Origin of the sequence: Streptomyces sp. NPDC058683, from assembly GCF_042716195.1 — a bacterium.
GTDB lineage: Bacteria > Actinomycetota > Actinomycetes > Streptomycetales > Streptomycetaceae > Streptomyces.
This window is the reverse complement of the sequence record NZ_JBHXSK010000073.1, coordinates 1-19,671: the sequence shown is the minus strand read 5'-3', so window position 1 is coordinate 19,671 and position 19,671 is coordinate 1. Positions and strand designations below refer to the sequence as shown.

The following is a 19,671-nucleotide window of genomic DNA, read 5'->3' as shown; positions in this document are numbered from 1 at the left end:
CACGAAACCCCCGAACCGCCGCGACGGCACCCCCGGAAACCTCCGGAGGGCGGCCGTACCGCATGACAGACCGCGACCACGGGAGCACCCTCTTGGCCATGCCGCCGAAATCTACGACGACCAAGCACATCTTCGTCACCGGGGGTGTCGCCTCCTCGCTCGGCAAGGGCCTCACCGCCTCCAGCCTGGGCATGCTGCTCAAGGCCCGCGGCCTGCGTGTGGTGATGCAGAAGCTCGACCCGTACCTGAACGTCGACCCGGGCACGATGAACCCCTTCCAGCACGGTGAGGTGTTCGTCACCAACGACGGCGCCGAGACCGACCTGGACATCGGCCACTACGAGCGTTTCCTCGACCGTGACCTGGACGGCTCCGCCAACGTCACCACAGGTCAGGTCTACTCGACGGTGATTGCCAAGGAACGGCGCGGCGAATACCTGGGCGACACGGTCCAGGTCATCCCGCACATCACCAACGAGATCAAGCACCGCATCCGCCGGATGGCCACCGACGAGGTGGACGTCGTCATCACCGAGGTCGGCGGCACGGTCGGCGACATCGAGTCGCTGCCGTTCCTGGAGACCGTCCGCCAGGTCCGCCACGAGGTCGGCCGGGACAACGTCTTCGTGGTGCACATCTCGCTCCTGCCCTACATCGGGCCGTCCGGCGAGCTGAAGACCAAGCCCACCCAGCACTCGGTGGCCGCCCTGCGCAACATCGGTATCCAGCCGGATGCCATCGTGCTGCGCTGCGACCGCGAGGTGCCGACCGCCATCAAGCGCAAGATCTCGCTGATGTGCGACGTCGACGAGGCCGCGGTCGTCGCCTGCCCGGACGCCCGGTCGATCTACGACATCCCGAAGACCGTGCACGGCGAGGGCCTGGACGCCTATGTCGTCCGGAAGCTGGACCTGCCGTTCCGCGATGTGGACTGGCGGACCTGGGACGACCTGCTCGACCGCGTCCACAACCCCGACCACGAGATCACCCTCGCCCTGGTCGGCAAGTACATCGACCTGCCCGACGCCTACCTCTCGGTCACCGAGGCGCTGCGCGCCGGCGGCTTCGCCAACAAGGCCCGCGTGAAGATCAAGTGGGTGACGTCGGACGACTGCAGGACCCCGGCCGGCGCCGCCGCGCAGCTCGCCGACGTCGACGGCATCTGCATCCCCGGCGGCTTCGGCGACCGCGGTGTGCTCGGCAAGGTCGGCGCGATCAAGTACGCCCGCGAGAACCGGATCCCGCTGCTCGGCCTCTGCCTGGGCCTGCAGTGCATCGTGATCGAGGCCGCGCGCAACCTGGCCGACATCCCGGACGCCAACTCCACCGAGTTCGACTCCGCCACCGGCCACCCGGTCATCTCCACCATGGCCGAGCAGCTGGACATCGTCGCCGGCGAGGGCGACATGGGCGGCACCATGCGCCTGGGCATGTACCCGGCCAAGCTGGCCGAGGGCTCCATCGTGCGCGAGGTGTACGACGGCAAGGAGTACGTCGAGGAGCGCCACCGGCACCGCTACGAGGTGAACAACGCCTACCGCGCGGAGCTGGAGAAGAAGGCCGGCATCCAGTTCTCCGGCACCTCCCCGGACGGCAAGCTCGTCGAGTACGTCGAGTACCCGCGCGACGTCCACCCCTACCTGGTCGCCACCCAGGCCCATCCGGAGCTGCGCTCCCGCCCGACCCGCCCGCACCCGCTGTTCGCGGGCCTGGTGAAGGCCGCGGTCGCCCGTCAGCAGGCCGAGGCCGAGCAGTCGAATTCGAAGTGACACACCGGTTGTACGGTGGCCGGGGCGCATACCTTCAAAGGGTGGGCACCCCGGTTTCATCCGGCCGGTGTTCCTGGCCGGTCTTCTGGAAGCGTGTGGGGAAGGGCAGGGCATGACGATCAAGGACACTCACGAGGAGTGGGAGATCCGGGCGACGGAGACCCCCTTCGTGGGCAACAAGACCTCCGTCCGCACGGACGAGGTGGTCATGCCCGACGGCTCGGTGGTCCGCCGCGACTACCAGGTCCACCCCGGCTCGGTCGCCGTCCTCGCCCTCGACGAGGAGGACCGGGTGCTGCTCATCCGCCAGTACCGGCACCCGGTCCGGCAGAAGCTCTGGGAGATCCCGGCCGGGCTGCTCGACGTCCCCGGCGAGAACCCGCTGCACGCGGCCCAGCGCGAGCTGTACGAGGAGGCACACGTCAAGGCCGAGGACTGGCGGGTGCTGACCGACCTCTACACCACCCCCGGCGGCTGCGACGAAGCCGTACGGATCTTCCTGGCCCGTGATCTCTCCGAGGCCGAGGGCGAGCGCTTCGAGACGGAGCACGAGGAGATCGACCTGGAGTACGCGCGGGTGCCGGTCGCCGAGCTGGTGCGCCTGGTGCTCGCGGGCGATGTGCACAACAACTGCCTGGTGACGGGCGTGCTCTCGCTGGTCGCCGCCCGCACCGGCGACGGCCTCGACACGCTGCGCCCGGCGGATGCGCCCTGGCCGGCCCGTCCCTTCGCGTCCTGACCCTCCGTCAGGCGGTCCGGTGTGACCATCGCCTGATCCGATCGGGCGATGTGCCCGCCGTGCTCCACCCGGAACGTCCGTGCACGTGAACTAGGCTCGACGCGATTGAGCCGAAACGCCCGAACCGGAGTCCCGGCGGGCATGCGTGTGCGGTGGGACGGGAGTGTGGCCCGTGACGGATCAGGCGGTGGACACAGGCGGCGCACGAGTGTCGGCGCCCGCGGCCACGGACGACGAATTCCTGGGCCGTACAAGGGAGTTGAAGGAACTGCGCGCCGACATCGAGCGCGCGGGCCTGGACACCATCGCCGGCCGCAAGGCCCCCCGCGCCCGGGTCCTACTCATCGCGGGCAGACCCGGTTCCGGCCGCACCGCCCTCGCCGGGGAACTCGTCCGACGGGTCGCCGCCGACTACCCCGACGGGGTGCTGCGCGCCCGCCTCGCCGAGCCCGACGGCACCCCCGTCCCCATCGAGCGCACCGCCCGTGAACTCCTCAGCGCCCTGCGGCTGCCCACCCCGGCCGGCGCCGCCGAGGACGACCTCACCCACGCCCTGCGCACCGCCCTCGCCGGGCGCCGGATGCTGCTCCTCCTCGACGACGCGCCCGGCGCCGAACACGTCGACGCACTGCTCCCGGACACCCCCGACTGCCTGGCCGTCGCCGTCTCCGGCGGTCCGCTCACCGGGATCTCCGACGTCCGCCCGTGCACCCTGGGCGGCCTCGACACCAAGTCGGCCGTGGAACTCCTCGCCCGGTACACCGGCTCGGTCCGCATCACCGTCGACCCGCGGTCCGCCGAGGCGCTGGTCGAGGTGTGCCAGGGGCAGCCGGCCGCGCTCACCCTGGCGGGCGGCTGGCTGGCGGCACACCCCCAGGTGGCCGTCTCCGACCTCGCCAAGCGGCTGCACGCCGACCCCGAGGACGCCACCGCCCTCGCCCGGGTCTTCCGGTTCGTCCACGACGACCTGGCCGCCCAGACCGCCCGGATACTGCGACTTCTCTCGCTGGCCCCGGCCGGCCTGGTCGACCCGCACACCGCCTCCTCCCTGGCCGGCTGCTCGGTCGACACCGCCCGCACCGCCCTGGACGAGCTGGTCCGCCTCAACCTGCTGCGCCCCGGGACCACCCCGCTGCCCCAGTACGAGGTTCCCGGCTGTCTGCACCCCCTGCTCCGGGGGCTGGCCGAGACCCAGGAACGCGCCGGGGAACTCCAGCTGGCCCGGGCCCGGATGCTGGAGCGCACGGTACGGCTGCTGCAGTCCTGCCGGGCGATCACCGAGACCGACAACCCGCAGGCCCGCGAGAAGCTCCAGGCCCTGCCCCGCGAGCTGCGCTTCCCCACCCCCCGGGCCGCCGCCGACTGGCTGCGGGACCGGCGCCCGGCCCTGCTCGCCGCGGCCCGCGCGGCGGTCGCCGACGGCGAGCTGGACACCCTGGCCCGCCGGCTGATGTCCCAGCTGGTCAAGGCCATGGCGGCACACTTCGGCACCCAGGCGGCCGCCCCCGACCTGTACGGGATCCACCGGCTCGTCCTGGATGTCGCCGAGCGCCGCCACCTGCCCCGCGAGCAGGCCGCCGCGCTGCTGAACCTGGCCGACCTGGACGCGCAGACGGGGCGTACCGCTGACGCTCTGGTGCGCTATCGGTCTGCTCTGGACGCCGGACGCCATGCAAATGACCCGTACGCGACCGGCCGCGCAATGGAATCCGTAGGTGGTGCCTACCAGGAGATGGGGGACTACGACCGGGCCGCCGACTGGTTCGGCCGCGCCCTCGCCCAGCGCCTCGCCCGCGACGAGCGCGCCGAGGCCGCCCGGCTCTACGGCCGCATCGCCGGTGCGCACACCTACGCGGGCCGCTACGGCGAGGCGCTGCGGGCCTGGCGGGCGGCCGTGTCCGGACACCGCAAGAACGGCGATGTGGCCGCCCAGGCGCGGGCGTTGAGCGAGCTGGCCCGGGTCCAGGAGTACGCCGGCCGGCCCGCGGAGTCGCTGCGCACGTGCCAGGAGGCGGTGGAGTGGGCGCGCCGCGCCGAGGACGCCCGGCTCCAGGCCGCGCTCCAGCTGCGGCTCGCCGACACGCTGGAGCGCCTTGGCGACTCCACCGCCGCGAGCCTGCACCGCTCCGCCGCCGAGCGCATGCTGGGTGAGGAGCCCCTCGACCTGGACTCCAACCCGGAACAGGGAGATAACACCTGCGAAATCCGTAGCGAGTCCGGCGAAGGTTGATGCAATGAAAGGCTAGACAGCCGGAACGCCTTCATTAAACTGGCTCTGCCGCCGGTTCTCCTGCGGTGTCTCCTGGTGTGTTCCCGCATGCCGGGTATGTGCTGTTATGCCCCCACACCCTCTGAGCCAAGGACCGTGATCGACGTGAAGGTCGGCATCCCCCGCGAGGTCAAGAACAACGAGTTCCGGGTGGCCATCACCCCCGCCGGTGTGCACGAGCTGGTGCGCCACGGCCACCAGGTCGTCATCGAGCGCGGCGCCGGCGTCGGCTCGTCGATCCCGGACGACGAGTACATCGCCGCCGGTGCGCAGATCCTGGACACCGCCGACGAGGTGTGGGCCACCGCCGACCTGCTGCTGAAGGTCAAGGAGCCGATCGCGGAGGAGTACCACCGCCTCCGCAAGGACCAGACCCTCTTCACCTACCTGCACCTGGCCGCGTCCAAGGAGTGCACCGACGCCCTCCTGGAGTCCGGCACCACCGCCATCGCCTACGAGACCGTCGAGCTGCCGAACCGCGCCCTGCCGCTGCTCGCCCCGATGTCCGAGGTCGCGGGCCGGCTCGCCCCGCAGGTCGGCGCGTACCACCTGATGCGCGCGGCCGGCGGCCGTGGCGTCCTGCCCGGCGGCGTCCCGGGTGTGCTGCCCGCCAAGGCCGTCGTCATCGGTGGTGGTGTCTCCGGTTGGAACGCCGTGCAGATCGCCATCGGCATGGGCTTCGACGTGACCCTGCTCGACCGTGACATCAACAAGCTGCGCGAGGCCGACAAGATCTTCGGCACCAAGGTCAAGGCCGTCATGTCCAACGCCTTCGAGCTGGAGAAGGCCTGCCTGGAGGCCGACCTGGTGATCGGCGCGGTGCTCATCCCGGGCGCCAAGGCCCCCAAGCTGGTGACCAACGAGCTGGTCTCCCGCATGAAGCCGGGGAGTGTTCTTGTCGACATCGCGATCGACCAGGGCGGCTGCTTCGAGGACTCCCGCCCCACCACGCACGCCGAGCCGACCTTCAGGGTCCACGAGTCGGTCTTCTACTGCGTCGCCAACATGCCCGGCGCGGTGCCCAACACCTCCACCTACGCGCTCACCAACGCCACGCTGCCCTACATCGTGTCGCTGGCGGACAACGGCTGGGTCGAGGCGCTGCGCCGCGACGCCGCGCTCGCCAAGGGCCTCAACACCCATGACGGCAAGGTCGTTTACCGCGAGGTCGCCGAGTCACTCGGCCTGGAGCACGTCGAGCTCGACACGCTGCTGGACTGAGCCGATCCGCCGAAGCGGTGACTAAGTCACCTTTTCGTAAAGGCGATACGTCAACAAGCCGCGTCAATCGCGCTCATCCGGCCGGACCTTGCCCGACAAGGTCCGGCCGGATGTGTGTATGGTCACTTTGCGACGCTCGGTCAACTCGCCTCGAACGTAACTCTTCGACCGATTCGCACACCGGTGAAACCTGCTGTGCGACGGCCGTACGCCCTTGACAGCGGGATGTTTCATTGCCGACACATCCTGCCGGGTCCGGCGGATTGTGTTGCTGCGAACGCCCGACACGCCATAGAGTCGCCGACTGTCGGCATGGTGCCACGCTGACCTGTCTAGAAGTTTCCTGGTCACCAAGGAGGTAAGACGACTTGTGAATGAGTCGACATTTTCTCCCGGGGGTGGTCAACCAGGAATGCCGGTGAGGGACCAGGGTCCCGCGGGGTTCGAGGCTGTCGGCTCCGTCGCGGTGCGCACCTTCGCAGCCCATCAGAGTTCGCTGACCACGCGGACAGCACACCAGAGCATGGATGGCCATCACGTGAACGCCATGGCCGGCGACGGAAGGGGCGCGCCCCACAGCCAGTTCGCCGACTACGACGAATTGCCCGACGGGCACTTCTACGACCCCGACGCCGAGTACGAGCCCGATCCGGAGTACGCGGCCACGCTCGCGCCCGACGCGGCCCGCCAGCGCCGCGAGCGCATCGGCCCGACCGGTCGCCCGCTGCCGTACTTCCCGATCCCGGGCCCGCTGACCAGTCACGGACCCGCGACGATCATCGCGATGTGCAACCAGAAGGGCGGCGTGGGCAAGACGACGTCGACCATCAACCTGGGTGCCGCACTCGCGGAGTACGGCCGGCGGGTGCTGCTCGTGGACTTCGACCCGCAGGGCGCGCTGTCGGTCGGTCTGGGCGTCAACCCGATGGAGCTCGACCTCACCGTCTACAACCTGCTCATGGAGCGGGGCATGGCGGCCGACGAGGTCCTCCTGAAGACAGCGGTCCCCAACATGGACCTGCTGCCCTCCAACATCGACTTGTCGGCCGCCGAGGTCCAGCTGGTCTCCGAGGTCGCCCGCGAGTCGACGCTGCAACGCGCCCTGAAGCCGCTGCTGCCCGACTACGACTACATCGTGATCGACTGCCAGCCTTCGCTCGGCCTGCTCACGGTCAACGCGCTGACAGCGGCGCACAAGGTGATCGTGCCGCTGGAGTGCGAGTTCTTCGCCCTGCGTGGTGTCGCGCTGCTGACCGAGACCATCGAGAAGGTCCAGGAACGGCTCAACCCGGAGCTGGAGCTCGACGGCATCCTCGCCACCATGTACGACTCCCGCACCGTGCACAGCCGTGAGGTGCTCGCGCGTGTCGTCGAGGCCTTCGACGATCACGTCTACCACACGGTCATCGGCCGCACGGTCCGCTTCCCGGAGACCACGGTCGCCGGCGAGCCGATCACCACGTACGCCTCCAACTCCGTCGGTGCCGCCGCCTATCGCCAGCTCGCCAGGGAGGTGCTCGCCCGGTGTCACGCCGAGTGAGTCTGCCGGGGGCCGACGAACTGTTCCGTACGACCGGGGGGATGGCGCTGCAGCCGTCCACTCCCAGGCGCCCGGCCAACGGCGAGGCCCGGGTGCCGGCTCCCGCGAGTCCCGCGGAGAGCGACGACACGGCGGCCGAGGCCGCCGACGACGCACCGCACTCGGTGCCCGTGCAGGGCGGCGACGGCGAGGGTGCGGAGCACGTGGCGGCGGGGGCCGAGTCGGCCGATGCCGGTGAGTCCCGCAACCACGCCCCGGCGCCTGCCGGGTCCTCGGTCACGGTCACGCCGTCGGCGGACCGGTCCGGGCGGCGGCAGGCGACGCAGGAAGGTTCTGGCGCCTCCGCCGAGCAGGCCCAGCCCCGCAAGCGCGGCGGCCGGGCGCCTTCCCGGCGGCCCAGCGGCCGCGAACGGCACGACGAGAAGATCACCGTCTATGTCTCCGCCGAGGAGCTGATGGACCTGGAGCACGCGCGTCTCGTGCTCCGCGGCGAACACGGACTGGCCGTCGACCGGGGCCGGATCGTCCGCGAGGCGGTCGCCGTGGTGCTGGCCGACCTGGAGTCCCGAGGGGACGCGAGCATCCTCGTACGACGGCTGCGCGGCCGGTAGAGGTAGCCTGCGGGGGCTATGACCTCGACCGACGCTCCCGTTTCCGGCCCCTCCGGCGGCCGTCGGCGTGTGCTGGGACAGGGGCCGGGCGCGGCGGCTGCGGCCGTTCCCGTGGAGCGGGAACCCGAGCCGGACGCGGTCGTACCGGAGCCGGAACCGACGCCGGAACCCGAGCCCGAGCCGGAGGCCGCTCCCGCCGAGGCTCCTGACGAGACCCCGGAACCGGAACCCGTCCCCGACGGTGTCTTCAAAGTCCGCCTTGCCAACTTCGAGGGTCCCTTCGACCTCCTCCTCCAGCTGATCTCCAAGCACAAGCTGGACGTCACCGAGGTCGCGCTCTCCAAGGTCACCGACGAGTTCATGGCGCACATCCGGGCCATGGGACCGGACTGGGACCTGGACCAGACGACCGAGTTCCTCGTCGTCGCCGCCACCCTGCTCGACCTCAAGGCCGCCCGGCTGCTGCCCGCCGCCGAGGTCGAGGACGAGGCCGACCTGGCGCTCCTCGAAGCCCGGGACCTCCTGTTCGCGCGGCTGCTCCAGTACCGCGCGTACAAGCAGATCGCCGACATCTTCAACCGGCGCCTGGACGAAGAGGCCCGCCGCTGGCCCCGTACCGTCGGCCTGGAGCCGCACCTGGCCGAACTGCTGCCCGAGGTCGTCATCAGCATCGGCCCCGAGGGCTTCGCCAGGCTCGCGGTCAAGGCGATGCAGCCCAAGCCCAAGCCCCAGGTGTACATCGACCACATCCACGCCCCGCTGGTCAGCGTGCAGGAGCAGGCCGGGATCGTGGTGGCGCGGCTGCGGGAGCTGGGCGAGGCCAGCTTTCAGGCGCTCATCGAGGACACCGACGACACCCTCACCGTCGTCGCCCGCTTCCTGGCCCTCCTGGAGCTGTACCGCGAGAAGGCCGTCGCCCTGGACCAGGAGACCGCGCTCGGCGACCTGATCGTGCGGTGGACCGGCGGGGACGGGCAGACCCAGCCGGTGGTGACCGACGAGTTCGACCGGCCGCCGGAGCCGCCCGAGCCGCCCAAGGAGGACAAGGCGTGACCGAGGACACCACACAGCTGCCGGCCGGGCTGCGCCCGGTCGCCGAACTCGACCTCAAGCCGGCCTTGGAGGCCGTCCTCATGGTCGTGGACGAGCCCGCCACCGCCGAGCACCTGGCCAAGCTCCTGGAGCGGCCGAAGCAGACGATCACGAAGGCGCTGCGGGCACTGGCGGAGGAGTACACCGCGCAGGGCCGCGGCTTCGAGCTGCGCTTCGTCGCGGGCGGCTGGCGGTTCTACACGCGGGGCGAGTACGCGCCCGCCGTCGAGCGGCTGGTCCTGGAGGGCCAGACCGCCCGGCTCACCCAGGCCGCGCTGGAGACCCTCGCGGTCGTCGCGTACCGCCAGCCGGTGAGCCGCAGCCGGGTCTCCGTCGTCCGCGGGGTCAACTGCGACGGTGTGATGCGCACCCTGCTCCAGCGCGGTCTGGTCGAGGAGGCGGGCGCGGAACCCGAAACAGGTGCGATCCTGTACAGGACGACGAACTACTTCCTGGAGCGGATGGGCCTGCGCGGCCTGGACGAGCTTCCGGAACTCGCGCCCTTCCTCCCGGAGGCGGAGGCGATCGAGGCCGAGACCCAGGAGGGCGTACCGTCGTTCGATCCGGACGCACCCGATGCGCCGGGAGCAGACGACGCAGACGACTAGACGGAAATTTGATGCGAAGCAGCAGCGGCAGGAACAGCAGCGGAAACAACGGCGGGAGCCGTGGTGGCAACAGCGGCGGCCGCGGCGGGAGCAGCGGTGCCCGCGGTAACTACCGCGGGGCCGGAAACGCCCGCGACGACAAGACGAGCGCCGGCCGGCCGAAGAAGCCGCGCCCGGAGGAGCGGCGCTACGACGTAGGCCCCGGCGCGACCCAGGACGGCCCGAAGTCGGGCCGCGGCGCCTCGGCACGCGGCGGCGCCAAGGGCGGCCCCAGGCAGGGCCAGGGCACCGGCCGCGGTCGTACGGCCCCGGCGAGCTCCCGTGAGTACGACGCCCGGGCCGAGGAGCGCAACCGGGAGCGGTACGCCGGCAAGCCGGACGTGAAGCTCCCCAAGACCTTCCCGGGCGCCGAGCAGGAGGGCGAGCGGCTGCAGAAGATCCTCGCCCGCGCGGGCTACGGCTCCCGGCGCGCCTGTGAGGAGCTGATCGAGCAGTCCCGGGTCGAGGTCAACGGCGAGATCGTCGTCGAGCAGGGCAAGCGGGTCGACCCGGAGAAGGACGAGGTCAGGGTCGACGGGCTGACCGTCGCCACGCAGTCGTACCAGTTCTTCTCGCTGAACAAGCCGGCCGGTGTGGTGTCCACCATGGAGGACCCCGACGGGCGGCAGTGCCTCGGCGACTACGTCACCAACCGGGAGACCCGGCTCTTCCACGTGGGGCGCCTGGACACCGAGACCGAGGGCGTCATCCTGCTCACCAACCACGGCGAGCTGGCGCACCGGCTGACCCACCCCAAGTACGGCGTGAAGAAGACCTACCTCGCGCACATCGTGGGTCCGATCCCGCGCGACCTGGGCAAGAAGCTCAAGGACGGCATCCAGCTGGAGGACGGGTACGCGCGCGCGGACCACTTCCGGGTCGTCGAGCAGACCGGCAAGAACTACCTCGTCGAGGTCACCCTGCACGAGGGCCGCAAGCACATCGTGCGGCGCATGCTGGCCGAGGCGGGCTTCCCGGTCGACAAGCTGGTGCGGGTCTCCTTCGGGCCGATCACCCTCGGCGACCAGAAGTCGGGCTGGCTGCGCCGCCTGTCCAACACCGAGGTCGGGATGCTCCTGAAGGAAGTCGACCTCTAGGACCCTGTAACCCCGCGAAGGGGCTTGCGCGGCTTTCTGACGGCCGGTTCCGGGTGGCCCGGAATCGGCCGCCGTCGTATCCGGGAACGGGACTCCAGCGGCCGCTGAGGGCTTGCGCGGTGACCTGGGACTCTTTATAGTCGTAACGACTATTAGTCGGATCGGGCAACACGAACCGAGCAACGAGACCGAGGGGGCGGGCGCATGCGGGGCTACGACAAGTACGCCTACGAACCCTTCGCCGTCACCGTCGACCTCGCCGTCCTCACCCTCCGCGCGGGTGCCCTGCACGTGCTGCTCGTCGAGCGCGGGCAGGAGCCGTACGCCGGCCGGTGGGCGCTGCCGGGCGGCTTCGTGCTGCCCCGGGAGTCGGCCGAGACGGCGGCCCGGCGGGAACTCGCCGAGGAGACCGGACTGTCGGACGTGTCGGGGCTGCACCTGGAGCAGCTGCGCACCTACAGCGAACCGGACCGCGATCCGAGGATGCGGGTCGTCTCCGTCGCCTTCACCGCGCTGCTGCCCGACGCGCCCGAGCCGCGCGGAGGCGGAGACGCGGCCCAGGCGCGCTGGCTGCCGTACGACCCGGCGCGGCCGCTCGCCTTCGACCACGACCGGATCCTGGCCGACGGCCATGAACGCGTCGGTGCGAAGCTGGAGTACAGCTGCCTGGCCACCGCCTTCTGCCCGCCCGAGTTCACGCTCGGCGAGCTGCAGAACGTCTACGAGACCGTGTGGGGCGTCGAACTGGACCGCCCCAACTTCCGCCGCAAAGTGCTCGCCACGCCCGGGTTCGTCGAGCCGGTGCCGGGTGCCGCCCGGCTGACCGGCGGCCGTGGCAAGCCCGCCGCGCTCTACCGGGCGGGCACCGCCGCCACGCTCCACCCACCCCTGCTCCGCCCGTCCCGGGAAGGACGCCCCGCATGACCTCGAACCTCGCGTACAAGCGTGCCGCCAGCGGCTCCCTGATAGGTCTCGCCCTCGGGGACGCGCTCGGCTTCCCGACCGAGTTCAACGACGTGCCCTCGATCCTCGCCAAGTGCGGGCCGTGGCGGGAGATGAAGCTGCTGAGGCCGGCCGTCGTCTCCGACGACACCCAGATGACGCTCGCGGTCGGGCACGGGCTGCGCACCGCCATGGACCGGGGAGTGCTCGCGCCTGAGCGGCTGGCGAGGCCGCTGCGGGAGGAGTTCGTGAAGTGGTACGAGTCGCCCGAGAACAACCGGGCGCCCGGCAACACCTGCCTGCGGGCCTGCGAGCTGCTGAAGGAGGAGGGGCGGGTCTGGCAGGACGCCAGTCAGATCGGCTCCAAGGGATGCGGGGCCAACATGCGGGTCGCGCCGGTCGGGCTCGCGCCCGGGCTGAGCGACGAACAGCGGGCCGGCGCCGCCCAGTTGCAGTCCGCCCTCACCCATGGCCACCCCACCGCCCTGGCCGCCTCCGACCTCACCGCGCGTGCCGTACGGCTGCTGGCGACGGGGACCGAACCGGCCGCTCTGGTCGGGCAGTTGCGGTCGTACGCCGTCGACAACCGCACCCACTACCACCAGACCTGGCTCGGCGACCTGTGGACCCGGAGCCAGGACGCGACCCCCGCGGCGTTCATCGCGCGCGGCTGGGACGAGTGCCTGGCGATACTCGACCGCCTTGAGGAGGCCGTGCGGACCGCCTCCCCGGAGGCCGACCCGTGCCTGGCCACCGGCGCCGGCTGGATCGCCGAGGAGGCCCTGGCCACCGGTCTGCTGTGCTTCCTGCTCTTCCCCGACGAGCCGGTGACGGCCCTGCGCCGGGCCGCCTGCTCCTCCGGCGACTCGGACTCCATCGCCTGCCTGACCGGCGCCTTCGCGGGCGCCTGGCTGGGCGTCGACGCCTGGCCGACGGAGTGGGCCGACCGCATCGAGTACCGAGGCGACCTGCAGACGCTCGGCGCGCTCTGGGACGCTTGACCACCACGACTGCAGGGGCTTCGCGGTCACCCAGCCACCTGCCCGAGCTGATCGCCGCCAAGGCCGCCCCCGCGCACGGCGGCGCCGATGTCGAGCACGCGCGCGTGGAGGCCGACGTGGAACGGCTGCACGGGCTGCTCGACCGGGCGCAGAACGCGTCAGCGCTGCCCGACGCGCTCAGGGCCCACGACGCCCTGCACGACCTCCTGGTGCGGGTACGGCCGCAGGGCTGAGTCGCGGCGGACCCGGAAGAGGAAGTCGGCCACGCGGGCGCGGTCGGGTTCCGGCGGGAGTGGGCTGCCGTGGCGGGCCCGCTCGGTCTCCTCGGCGAGGCGGGTCATGCGGGTCTCGACCTCCGGCCAGGGGACCTCGCCGCGCTTCACCGCCAGGAGGGACTCGCGCGCGTCGCCGACGTCGATCGTCAGCTCGCCCGTGCGCAGCAGGTCGCGGGCGCTCGTCAGGAGCCGCAGGAGATGCATCGCGTGCTTCCAGCGCGGGGCGCCGTGCACCCGGACGTCGGCGTCGAGCTTGCGGCGCTGGCCCAGGGCGTAGCGGGTGAAGGTGTCGTACGCCTGCCGGGAGAGGAAGGCACCGCGCAGTCCGCGCAGTTCGCGGCCGGTGTCGTCGAGGTGCTCGACCAGGGGCGAGTGCAGGCACTCCAGGATGTTCGGGTTGGCCCGCAGCGCCAGCTCGCAGAATCGCTCCAGCTCCCAGGAGAACCGCTCCTCGCCGGGGCCCTCCACATGTGTCGGCGGCTTCTCGAAGCGCCAGAACAGGGGCGTGGGGGCGAGGAACACGCCCCGGCGGTCGGTGTCGCTGTCCTCCGTGGCCAGACCGAAGGCCCTCGACCCCATGACACAGGCGTAGATCGTGTGGTCGCGTACCAGGTCCTCGGGCTGCATGCCCGGGAGCGTACGCAACCGGTCACGCGAGGGTGATCGAATTTCCGGTCACCGTGATGGACTCGGCCGGGAGCGGTTTCGTCGCAGGGCCGTGCGCGACCGAACCGTCGGCGATGTGGAACTTGCTGCCGTGGCAGGGGCAGTCGATGGTGCCGTCCGCCACCTGGGACACCGTGCAGCCCTGGTGGGTGCAGATCGCCGAGAAGGCCTTGTACTCGCCGCTCTTCGGCTGCGTCACCACGATCTTCTGCTCCTTGAAGATCATGCCGCCGCCCTCCGGGATCTGGCTGGTCTGCGCCAGCGCCTTCCCGGCGGTCGCGCTGGCGGATCCGGAGGAGGACGCCTCGGCGGAAGCCGATGCGGAGGCCGAGGCCGGCTCGGAGGCCGACGCGGAGGCGGCAGGTGATTCGGACGAGCTGGAGGAGCTGTTGTCGTTGCCGTTGCTGCATCCCACGCAGCACACGGCGAGCGCCGACGCGCCCGTCGTGAGCATTGTGCGGCGGGTGGAACCGTCGGTCATGTCGTCACTCCGAACGTGCGGAAGAACCAGAAGGCGGACGCCAGGGAGTCGCTCCGGGCGCAGCAGCAGCATCTTGGCACTGAAAGCACCTGAAGAAGAAGTAAGTCGTGATGGAGTGCCATAAAACGTGCTTTCCGTACGCCTGATAGCCCAACGCGTCCTGACGGTGCGGTGCGCGGGGCGTCTCATCGCGGGCGCCCCCCGAGCGGGACGGGCCTCCGCCGAGTAGCGGGACGCAGCGATGGGGACGACATTGACCAGGGGGTCCGCCGGCGTCCGCCGACGTCTTCTCGAAGGCTCTGAAGGACACCGAAAGGCACCGAAAGGCATGGTCATGGCAGGCAACGATCTGGAACGCATGCTCGGCAGCCTCCTGGGCGGCGACGGCAAGGACGCCGGGCTCCTGGGCGCGCTGATCGGCTCCCTCAGCCACGGCCAGGGCGGGGGTTCGCTGGGCGGCCTCCTCGACAGCCTGGCCAGGTCCGGTCTCACCGCACAGAAGGACTCCTGGGTCGGCACCGGCACCAACCAGCCCGTCACCGCCGACCAGATCCAGCAGGCCCTGCCCGACGACACCCTCCAGCAGGTCGCCGAGCAGGCCGGCGTGAGCCCGCGGAAGGCCGCGGACCGGATCGCCCGGGGACTGCCCCAGGTCGTCGACCGGCTCACCCCCGAGGGCGAGGTGCCGCAGGCTCCGATCGAGGACCTGGTCCGGCAGCAGTCCGGGTGAGCCGCCGTCTCAGCGGGCGGGCACCGCGCACGGGCCCGGCGCCGGCCTGACTAGGCTGGACGGACCAAGACGCCGACGTCAGAACAGGAGCAGTGCCGTGGCGGTACGAGCGGTCCGGGGGGCCGTCCAGCTGGAGCGGGACGAGGCCGGTCACATGGACGAGCAGGTCGGAGCGCTGCTCACCGCCGTCCTGGAACGGAACGGACTGACCCCCGACGACCTGATCAGCATCTGGTTCACGGCCACGCCCGACCTGCACAGCGACTTCCCGGCGGCCGCCGCGCGCAAGCTCGGCATCGTCGACGTGCCCCTGATCTGCGCCCAGGAGCTGGACATCGAAGGCGCCATGCCCCGGGTCGTACGGATACTGGCGCACATCGAGTCCGACCGGTCCCGCGCCGAGATCGGCCATGTCTACCTCGGCGCCGCGGCCGCCCTGCGCAAGGACATCGCCCAGTGAGGACCGCACTCGTCATCGGCACCGGCCTGATCGGCACGTCCGCCGCGCTCGCCCTCTCCCAGCGGGGCGTGGTGGTGCACCTCGCCGACCACGACCCGGAGCAGGCCCGCACGGCGGCCGCGCTCGGCGCCGGCACCGGCGAGACCCCGGACGGTCCCGTCGACCTGGTGATCGTCGCCGCCCCGCCCGCGCATGTGGCCGCCGTCCTCGCGGACGCCATGAGCAGCGGCCTGGCGCGCGGTTACATCGACGTGGCCAGCGTCAAGGGCGGCCCGCGCCGCGACCTGGAGGCGCGGGGCCTGGACCTGTCGTCGTACATCGGGACGCACCCCATGTCCGGCCGGGAGAAGTCCGGACCGCTGGCCGCCACCGCCGACCTCTTCGAGGGCCGCCCCTGGGTGCTCACCCCGACCCGGGACACCGACACCGAGGTGCTGAACCTCGCCCTGGAACTGGTCTCGCACTGCCGTGCCGTCCCGGTCGTCATGGACGCCGACGCCCACGACCGTGCGGTCGCCCTGGTCTCCCACATGCCCCACCTGGTCTCCAGCATGGTCGCGGCCCGTCTGGAGCACGCCGAGGAGGCGGCCGTACGACTGTGCGGGCAGGGCATCCGGGACGTGACCCGGATCGCCGCCTCGGACCCCCGGATGTGGATCGACATCCTCTCCGCGAACCCCGGTCCGGTCGCCGACCTGCTCGCGGACGTCTCCGCCGACCTCGACGAGACCGTGCGCGCGCTGCGGGCCCTGCAGTCCTCGGACGACGCCAAGCGGCACGAGGGCGGGTCCGGCATCGAGGACCTGCTGCGGCGCGGCAACGCGGGCCAGGTCCGGGTGCCCGGCAAGCACGGGTCCGCGCCCCGCGCCTACGAGGTCGTGGCGGTGCTCATCGACGACCAGCCCGGCCAGCTGGCCCGGATCTTCGCGGACGCCGGCGCGGCCGGCGTCAACATCGAGGACGTGCGCATCGAGCACGCGACCGGACAGCAGGCCGGTCACGTCCAGATCTGGGTGGAGCCCAGGGCGGTGCCGGTGCTCACCACGGCGCTGCGGGACCGGGGCTGGGCGCTGCGGCAATAGGCTGAATCCGGCGGTCGCGGGGGCCGGTAACCTTGTGCGGGGCGCGACGGCGCCCCGCACACCACCCACCACCCTGCACCCGGAAGGTGTCCCCCCGTGGAAAACGGCGCCGCAAAGCCCGTGATTGTCGCGATCGACGGCCCCTCGGGCACCGGCAAGTCGAGCACGTCCAAGGCCGTGGCCACCCAGCTCGGCCTGAGCTACCTGGACACCGGCGCCCAGTACCGGGCGATCACCTGGTGGATGGTGAACAACGGCATCGACCTCACCGACCCGACCGCCATCGCCGCGGTCGCCGGCAAGCCGGAGATCGTCTCCGGGACCGACCCGGCCCACCCGACGATCACCGTCGACGGCGTGGACGTCGCCGGCCCGATCCGCACCGAGGAGGTCACCTCCAAGGTCAGCGCGGTCAGCGCCGTCCCGGAGGTGCGGACGCGGATCAGCGAGCTGCAGCGGTCGCTGGCCCACGCCACCGAGACCGGGATCGTCGTCGAGGGCCGGGACATCGGTACGACCGTGCTGCCCGACGCCGACCTGAAGATCTTCCTCACCGCCTCCGCCGAGGCCCGCGCGGCCCGGCGCAGCGGTGAACTCAAGGGCGCCGACGTCAACGCCACCCGCGAGGCCCTGATCAAGCGGGACGCGGCCGACTCGACCCGCAAGACCTCGCCGCTCGCCAAGGCGGGCGACGCGGTCGAGGTGGACACCACCGCGCTGACGCTGGCCCAGGTCATCGAGTGCGTCGTCACCCTCGTCGAGGAGAAGCGGGCGGGGAAGTGAGCCTTCCGTCGAACGCGTCGAAAGCGTCGAACCCGTCGATTCCGTCACAGCGGGGCGCCGAGGTGGGCCGGCGCATCGGTGTCGGCCTCATGTACGGGCTGTGGAAGCCGCGCGTGCTCGGTGCCTGGCGGATGCCGGCGCACGGCCCGGCGATCCTCGCCGTGAACCACTCCCACAACATCGACGGCCCGATGGTCATGGGCGTGTCGCCCCGGCCGACGCACTTCCTGATCAAGAAGGAGGCGTTCATCGGGCCGCTGGACCCGTTCCTGACCCGGATCGGCCAGCTGAAGGTGGACCGGCAGTCCACCGACCGCACGGCGGTCACCCGTGCGCTCGGCGTGCTGACGGCCGGGGGAGTGCTCGGCATATTCCCCGAGGGCAGCCGGGGCGAGGGCGACTTCGCCTCGCTGCGCGCGGGCCTCGCCTACTTCGCGGTGCGCTCCGGGGCGCCGATCGTGCCCGTGGCCGTCCTGGGAAGCTCCGAGCGGAGCGGACGGCTGGTCAAGGGGCTGCCCCCGCTGCGCGCCCGCGTCGACGTCGTCTTCGGCGACCCCTTCGAGGCGGGGGACGGCAGCGGCCGGCGCACCCGCGGCGCACTGGACCAGGCCACCGAGCGCATCCAGAAGCAGCTCACCAGCCACCTGGAAAACGCCAGGCGTCTGACCGGACGCTAGGCGACACTAAGTAGTGGATCAGCCCGATACGGGGCCTATCCACCGATCACCACGATGAACGACGAGGTACGGACTTCATGAACGACCACATCCAGCCCGGCGACTCGGCTGAGCACGAGTACGACCACGGGGCGCTCGGCGACGCCGAGTACGCGGAGTTCATGGAGCTCGCCGCCGAAGAGGGCTTCGACATCGAGGACGTCGAGGGTGCCATCGAGGCGGCGGGCCACGGCCCGCTGCCCGTGCTCGCCGTCGTCGGCCGCCCGAATGTCGGCAAGTCGACGCTCGTGAACCGCATCATCGGCCGCCGCGAGGCCGTCGTCGAGGACAAGCCCGGCGTCACCCGCGACCGCGTCACCTACGAGGCCGAGTGGGCGGGCCGCCGCTTCAAGGTTGTCGACACCGGCGGCTGGGAGCAGGACGTCCTCGGCATCGACGCCTCCGTGGCCGCCCAGGCCGAGTACGCGATCGAGGCGGCCGACGCGGTCGTCTTCGTCGTCGACGCCAAGGTCGGCGCGACCGACACCGACGAGGCGGTCGTACGACTGCTGCGCAAGGCCGGCAAGCCCGTGGTGCTGGCCGCCAACAAGGTCGACGGACCCAGCGGCGAAGCCGACGCGGCCTACCTCTGGTCCCTCGGCCTCGGCGAGCCGCACCCGGTCTCCGCCCTGCACGGCCGCGGCACCGGCGACATGCTCGACGCCGTCCTGGAGGCGCTGCCCGAGGCGCCCGAGCAGACCTTCGGCACGGCGGTCGGCGGCCCGCGTCGGATCGCGCTCATCGGCCGCCCGAACGTCGGCAAGTCCTCCCTTCTCAACAAGGTGGCGGGCGAGGAGCGGGTCGTCGTCAACGAACTCGCCGGCACCACCCGCGACCCGGTCGACGAGCTGATCGAACTCGGCGGGATCACCTGGAAGTTCGTCGACACCGCCGGTATCCGCAAGCGGGTCCACCTCCAGCAGGGCGCCGACTACTACGCCTCGCTGCGCACCGCGGCCGCCGTCGAGAAGGCCGAGGTGGCGGTCATCCTGATCGACGCCTCCGACAACATCTCGGTCCAGGACCAGCGGATCGTCACCATGGCCGTCGAGGCGGGCCGCGCCATCGTCGTCGCCTTCAACAAGTGGGACACCCTCGACGAGGAGCGCCGCTACTACCTGGAACGCGAGATCGAGACCGAGCTCGGCCAGATCGCCTGGGCGCCCCGGGTCAACGTCTCCGCGCAGACCGGCCGCCACATGGAGAAGCTGGTCCCCGCCATCGAGACCGCCCTCGCCGGCTGGGAGACCCGCGTCCCCACCGGCCGGCTCAACGCCTTCCTCGGCGAGCTGGTCTCGGCCCACCCGCACCCGGTCCGGGGCGGCAAGCAGCCCCGCATCCTGTTCGGCACCCAGGCCGGCACCAAGCCCCCGCGGTTCGTCCTCTTCGCCTCCGGCTTCATCGAGGCGGGCTACCGGCGCTTCATCGAGCGCCGGCTGCGCGAGGAGTTCGCCTTCGAGGGCACCCCGATCCACATCTCCGTGCGGGTGCGCGAGAAGCGCGGCAAGAAGAAGTAGCCGTACGCCCGAGGGGCGGCCACCGTCATCGGT

19 protein-coding genes and 1 pseudogene are annotated in these 19,671 nt (G+C 71.4%); 18 read left to right on the top strand and 2 right to left on the bottom strand.

Annotated elements, in window-relative coordinates; translation table 11 throughout:
* The first annotated feature begins 98 nt into the window (after positions 1 to 98).
* The 12 genes and pseudogenes from ACFWXC_RS47890 to ACFWXC_RS47835 all read left to right on the top strand — a co-directional run.
* Positions 99 to 1,769: a CTP synthase gene (locus ACFWXC_RS47890; RefSeq protein ID WP_384489684.1), complete on the top strand. Its 1,671-nt coding sequence runs from the start codon at positions 99 to 101 to the stop codon at positions 1,767 to 1,769.
* A gap of 112 nt (positions 1,770 to 1,881) precedes the next feature.
* Positions 1,882 to 2,508 carry an NUDIX domain-containing protein gene (locus ACFWXC_RS47885; RefSeq protein WP_384489682.1) on the top strand — a complete coding sequence of 209 codons (627 nt, stop codon included), beginning with the start codon at positions 1,882 to 1,884 and terminating at the stop codon, positions 2,506 to 2,508.
* A 172-nt stretch (positions 2,509 to 2,680) separates the two neighbouring features.
* Positions 2,681 to 4,738 carry a tetratricopeptide repeat protein gene (locus ACFWXC_RS47880; protein WP_384489680.1) on the top strand — a complete coding sequence of 686 codons (2,058 nt, stop codon included), beginning with the start codon at positions 2,681 to 2,683 and terminating at the stop codon, positions 4,736 to 4,738.
* A gap of 135 nt (positions 4,739 to 4,873) precedes the next feature.
* A complete protein-coding gene (ald, locus tag ACFWXC_RS47875; RefSeq protein WP_384489678.1) occupies positions 4,874 to 5,998 on the top strand; it encodes an alanine dehydrogenase in 1,125 nt (374 codons plus the stop codon).
* Between the two features lie 412 nt (positions 5,999 to 6,410).
* Positions 6,411 to 7,538 (top strand): ParA family protein, encoded by a 1,128-nt coding sequence (locus tag ACFWXC_RS47870; protein WP_384489676.1) that lies wholly within the window; start codon positions 6,411 to 6,413, stop codon positions 7,536 to 7,538.
* Positions 7,523 to 8,149: a hypothetical protein gene (locus ACFWXC_RS47865; RefSeq protein WP_384489674.1), complete on the top strand. Its 627-nt coding sequence runs from the start codon at positions 7,523 to 7,525 to the stop codon at positions 8,147 to 8,149. Before ACFWXC_RS47870 ends, ACFWXC_RS47865 begins: the two co-directional genes overlap by 16 nt.
* Positions 8,150 to 8,167: 18 nt before the next feature.
* Positions 8,168 to 9,202 carry a segregation and condensation protein A gene (locus ACFWXC_RS47860; RefSeq protein WP_384489672.1) on the top strand — a complete coding sequence of 345 codons (1,035 nt, stop codon included), beginning with the start codon at positions 8,168 to 8,170 and terminating at the stop codon, positions 9,200 to 9,202.
* Positions 9,199 to 9,849 (top strand): SMC-Scp complex subunit ScpB, encoded by a 651-nt coding sequence (scpB, locus tag ACFWXC_RS47855; RefSeq protein WP_384489670.1) that lies wholly within the window; start codon positions 9,199 to 9,201, stop codon positions 9,847 to 9,849. Before ACFWXC_RS47860 ends, scpB begins: the two co-directional genes overlap by 4 nt.
* Before the next feature lie 11 nt (positions 9,850 to 9,860).
* Complete coding sequence (locus ACFWXC_RS47850; protein ID WP_384489668.1) at positions 9,861 to 10,985, top strand: pseudouridine synthase; 1,125 nt, start codon at positions 9,861 to 9,863, stop codon at positions 10,983 to 10,985.
* A gap of 204 nt (positions 10,986 to 11,189) precedes the next feature.
* Positions 11,190 to 11,909, top strand: coding sequence for an NUDIX domain-containing protein (locus ACFWXC_RS47845; RefSeq protein ID WP_384489666.1), 720 nt, complete (start codon positions 11,190 to 11,192; stop codon positions 11,907 to 11,909).
* Positions 11,906 to 12,928, top strand: a complete 1,023-nt coding sequence (locus ACFWXC_RS47840) for an ADP-ribosylglycohydrolase family protein (protein ID WP_384489664.1) — start codon at positions 11,906 to 11,908, stop codon at positions 12,926 to 12,928. The genes ACFWXC_RS47845 and ACFWXC_RS47840 overlap by 4 nt, the downstream gene beginning before the upstream one ends.
* 29 nt (positions 12,929 to 12,957) lie before the next feature.
* Positions 12,958 to 13,161 (top strand): annotated as a pseudogene (locus tag ACFWXC_RS47835) (nucleotidyltransferase domain-containing protein); the annotation flags it as partial.
* On the opposite strand, the gene ACFWXC_RS47830 reads toward ACFWXC_RS47835, so the two are convergent.
* Positions 13,087 to 13,830, bottom strand: coding sequence for a DNA polymerase beta superfamily protein (locus tag ACFWXC_RS47830; protein WP_384489662.1), 744 nt, complete (start codon positions 13,828 to 13,830; stop codon positions 13,087 to 13,089). The pseudogene ACFWXC_RS47835 and the gene ACFWXC_RS47830 sit on opposite strands and share 75 nt — an antisense overlap.
* A 22-nt stretch (positions 13,831 to 13,852) precedes the next feature.
* Positions 13,853 to 14,350, bottom strand: a complete 498-nt coding sequence (locus ACFWXC_RS47825) for a Rieske (2Fe-2S) protein (protein WP_384489660.1) — start codon at positions 14,348 to 14,350, stop codon at positions 13,853 to 13,855.
* A gap of 328 nt (positions 14,351 to 14,678) precedes the next feature.
* Between ACFWXC_RS47825 and ACFWXC_RS47820 the strand changes: the two genes are divergently transcribed.
* From ACFWXC_RS47820 to der, 6 genes are all read left to right on the top strand, one after another.
* Positions 14,679 to 15,080 (top strand): YidB family protein, encoded by a 402-nt coding sequence (locus tag ACFWXC_RS47820; protein WP_384489658.1) that lies wholly within the window; start codon positions 14,679 to 14,681, stop codon positions 15,078 to 15,080.
* A 97-nt stretch (positions 15,081 to 15,177) separates the two neighbouring features.
* Positions 15,178 to 15,540: a chorismate mutase gene (aroH, locus tag ACFWXC_RS47815; protein WP_384489656.1), complete on the top strand. Its 363-nt coding sequence runs from the start codon at positions 15,178 to 15,180 to the stop codon at positions 15,538 to 15,540.
* The gene (locus tag ACFWXC_RS47810) at positions 15,537 to 16,622 is read left to right on the top strand and encodes a prephenate dehydrogenase (RefSeq protein ID WP_384489654.1); all 1,086 of its coding nucleotides are present in this window, start codon (positions 15,537 to 15,539) and stop codon (positions 16,620 to 16,622) included. The genes aroH and ACFWXC_RS47810 overlap by 4 nt, the downstream gene beginning before the upstream one ends.
* 96 nt (positions 16,623 to 16,718) lie before the next feature.
* Positions 16,719 to 17,405: a (d)CMP kinase gene (cmk, locus tag ACFWXC_RS47805; protein ID WP_384489652.1), complete on the top strand. Its 687-nt coding sequence runs from the start codon at positions 16,719 to 16,721 to the stop codon at positions 17,403 to 17,405.
* Entirely contained in the window at positions 17,363 to 18,082 is a 720-nt protein-coding gene (locus ACFWXC_RS47800; RefSeq protein ID WP_384489650.1) for a lysophospholipid acyltransferase family protein, read from the top strand. The genes cmk and ACFWXC_RS47800 overlap by 43 nt, the downstream gene beginning before the upstream one ends.
* Positions 18,083 to 18,159: 77 nt before the next feature.
* Positions 18,160 to 19,638: a ribosome biogenesis GTPase Der gene (der, locus tag ACFWXC_RS47795; RefSeq protein ID WP_384489648.1), complete on the top strand. Its 1,479-nt coding sequence runs from the start codon at positions 18,160 to 18,162 to the stop codon at positions 19,636 to 19,638.
* The last annotated feature ends 33 nt before the right edge of the window (positions 19,639 to 19,671 follow it).

Bases quoted from the DNA above. Each gene is read 5' to 3' on its own strand.
- ACFWXC_RS47885 (WP_384489682.1), top strand. From the start codon at position 1,882: ATGACGATCAAGGACACTCACGAGGAGTGGGAGATCCGGGCGACGGAG.
- ACFWXC_RS47890 (WP_384489684.1), top strand. From the start codon at position 99: ATGCCGCCGAAATCTACGACGACCAAGCACATCTTCGTCACCGGGGGT.
- ACFWXC_RS47870 (WP_384489676.1), top strand. From the start codon at position 6,411: ATGCCGGTGAGGGACCAGGGTCCCGCGGGGTTCGAGGCTGTCGGCTCC.
- ACFWXC_RS47830 (WP_384489662.1), bottom strand. From the start codon at position 13,830: ATGCAGCCCGAGGACCTGGTACGCGACCACACGATCTACGCCTGTGTC.
- ACFWXC_RS47845 (WP_384489666.1), top strand. From the start codon at position 11,190: ATGCGGGGCTACGACAAGTACGCCTACGAACCCTTCGCCGTCACCGTC.
- der (WP_384489648.1), top strand. From the start codon at position 18,160: ATGAACGACCACATCCAGCCCGGCGACTCGGCTGAGCACGAGTACGAC.
- ACFWXC_RS47860 (WP_384489672.1), top strand. From the start codon at position 8,168: ATGACCTCGACCGACGCTCCCGTTTCCGGCCCCTCCGGCGGCCGTCGG.
- ACFWXC_RS47820 (WP_384489658.1), top strand. From the start codon at position 14,679: ATGGTCATGGCAGGCAACGATCTGGAACGCATGCTCGGCAGCCTCCTG.
- ACFWXC_RS47840 (WP_384489664.1), top strand. From the start codon at position 11,906: ATGACCTCGAACCTCGCGTACAAGCGTGCCGCCAGCGGCTCCCTGATA.
- ACFWXC_RS47850 (WP_384489668.1), top strand. From the start codon at position 9,861: ATGCGAAGCAGCAGCGGCAGGAACAGCAGCGGAAACAACGGCGGGAGC.
- ACFWXC_RS47825 (WP_384489660.1), bottom strand. From the start codon at position 14,350: ATGACCGACGGTTCCACCCGCCGCACAATGCTCACGACGGGCGCGTCG.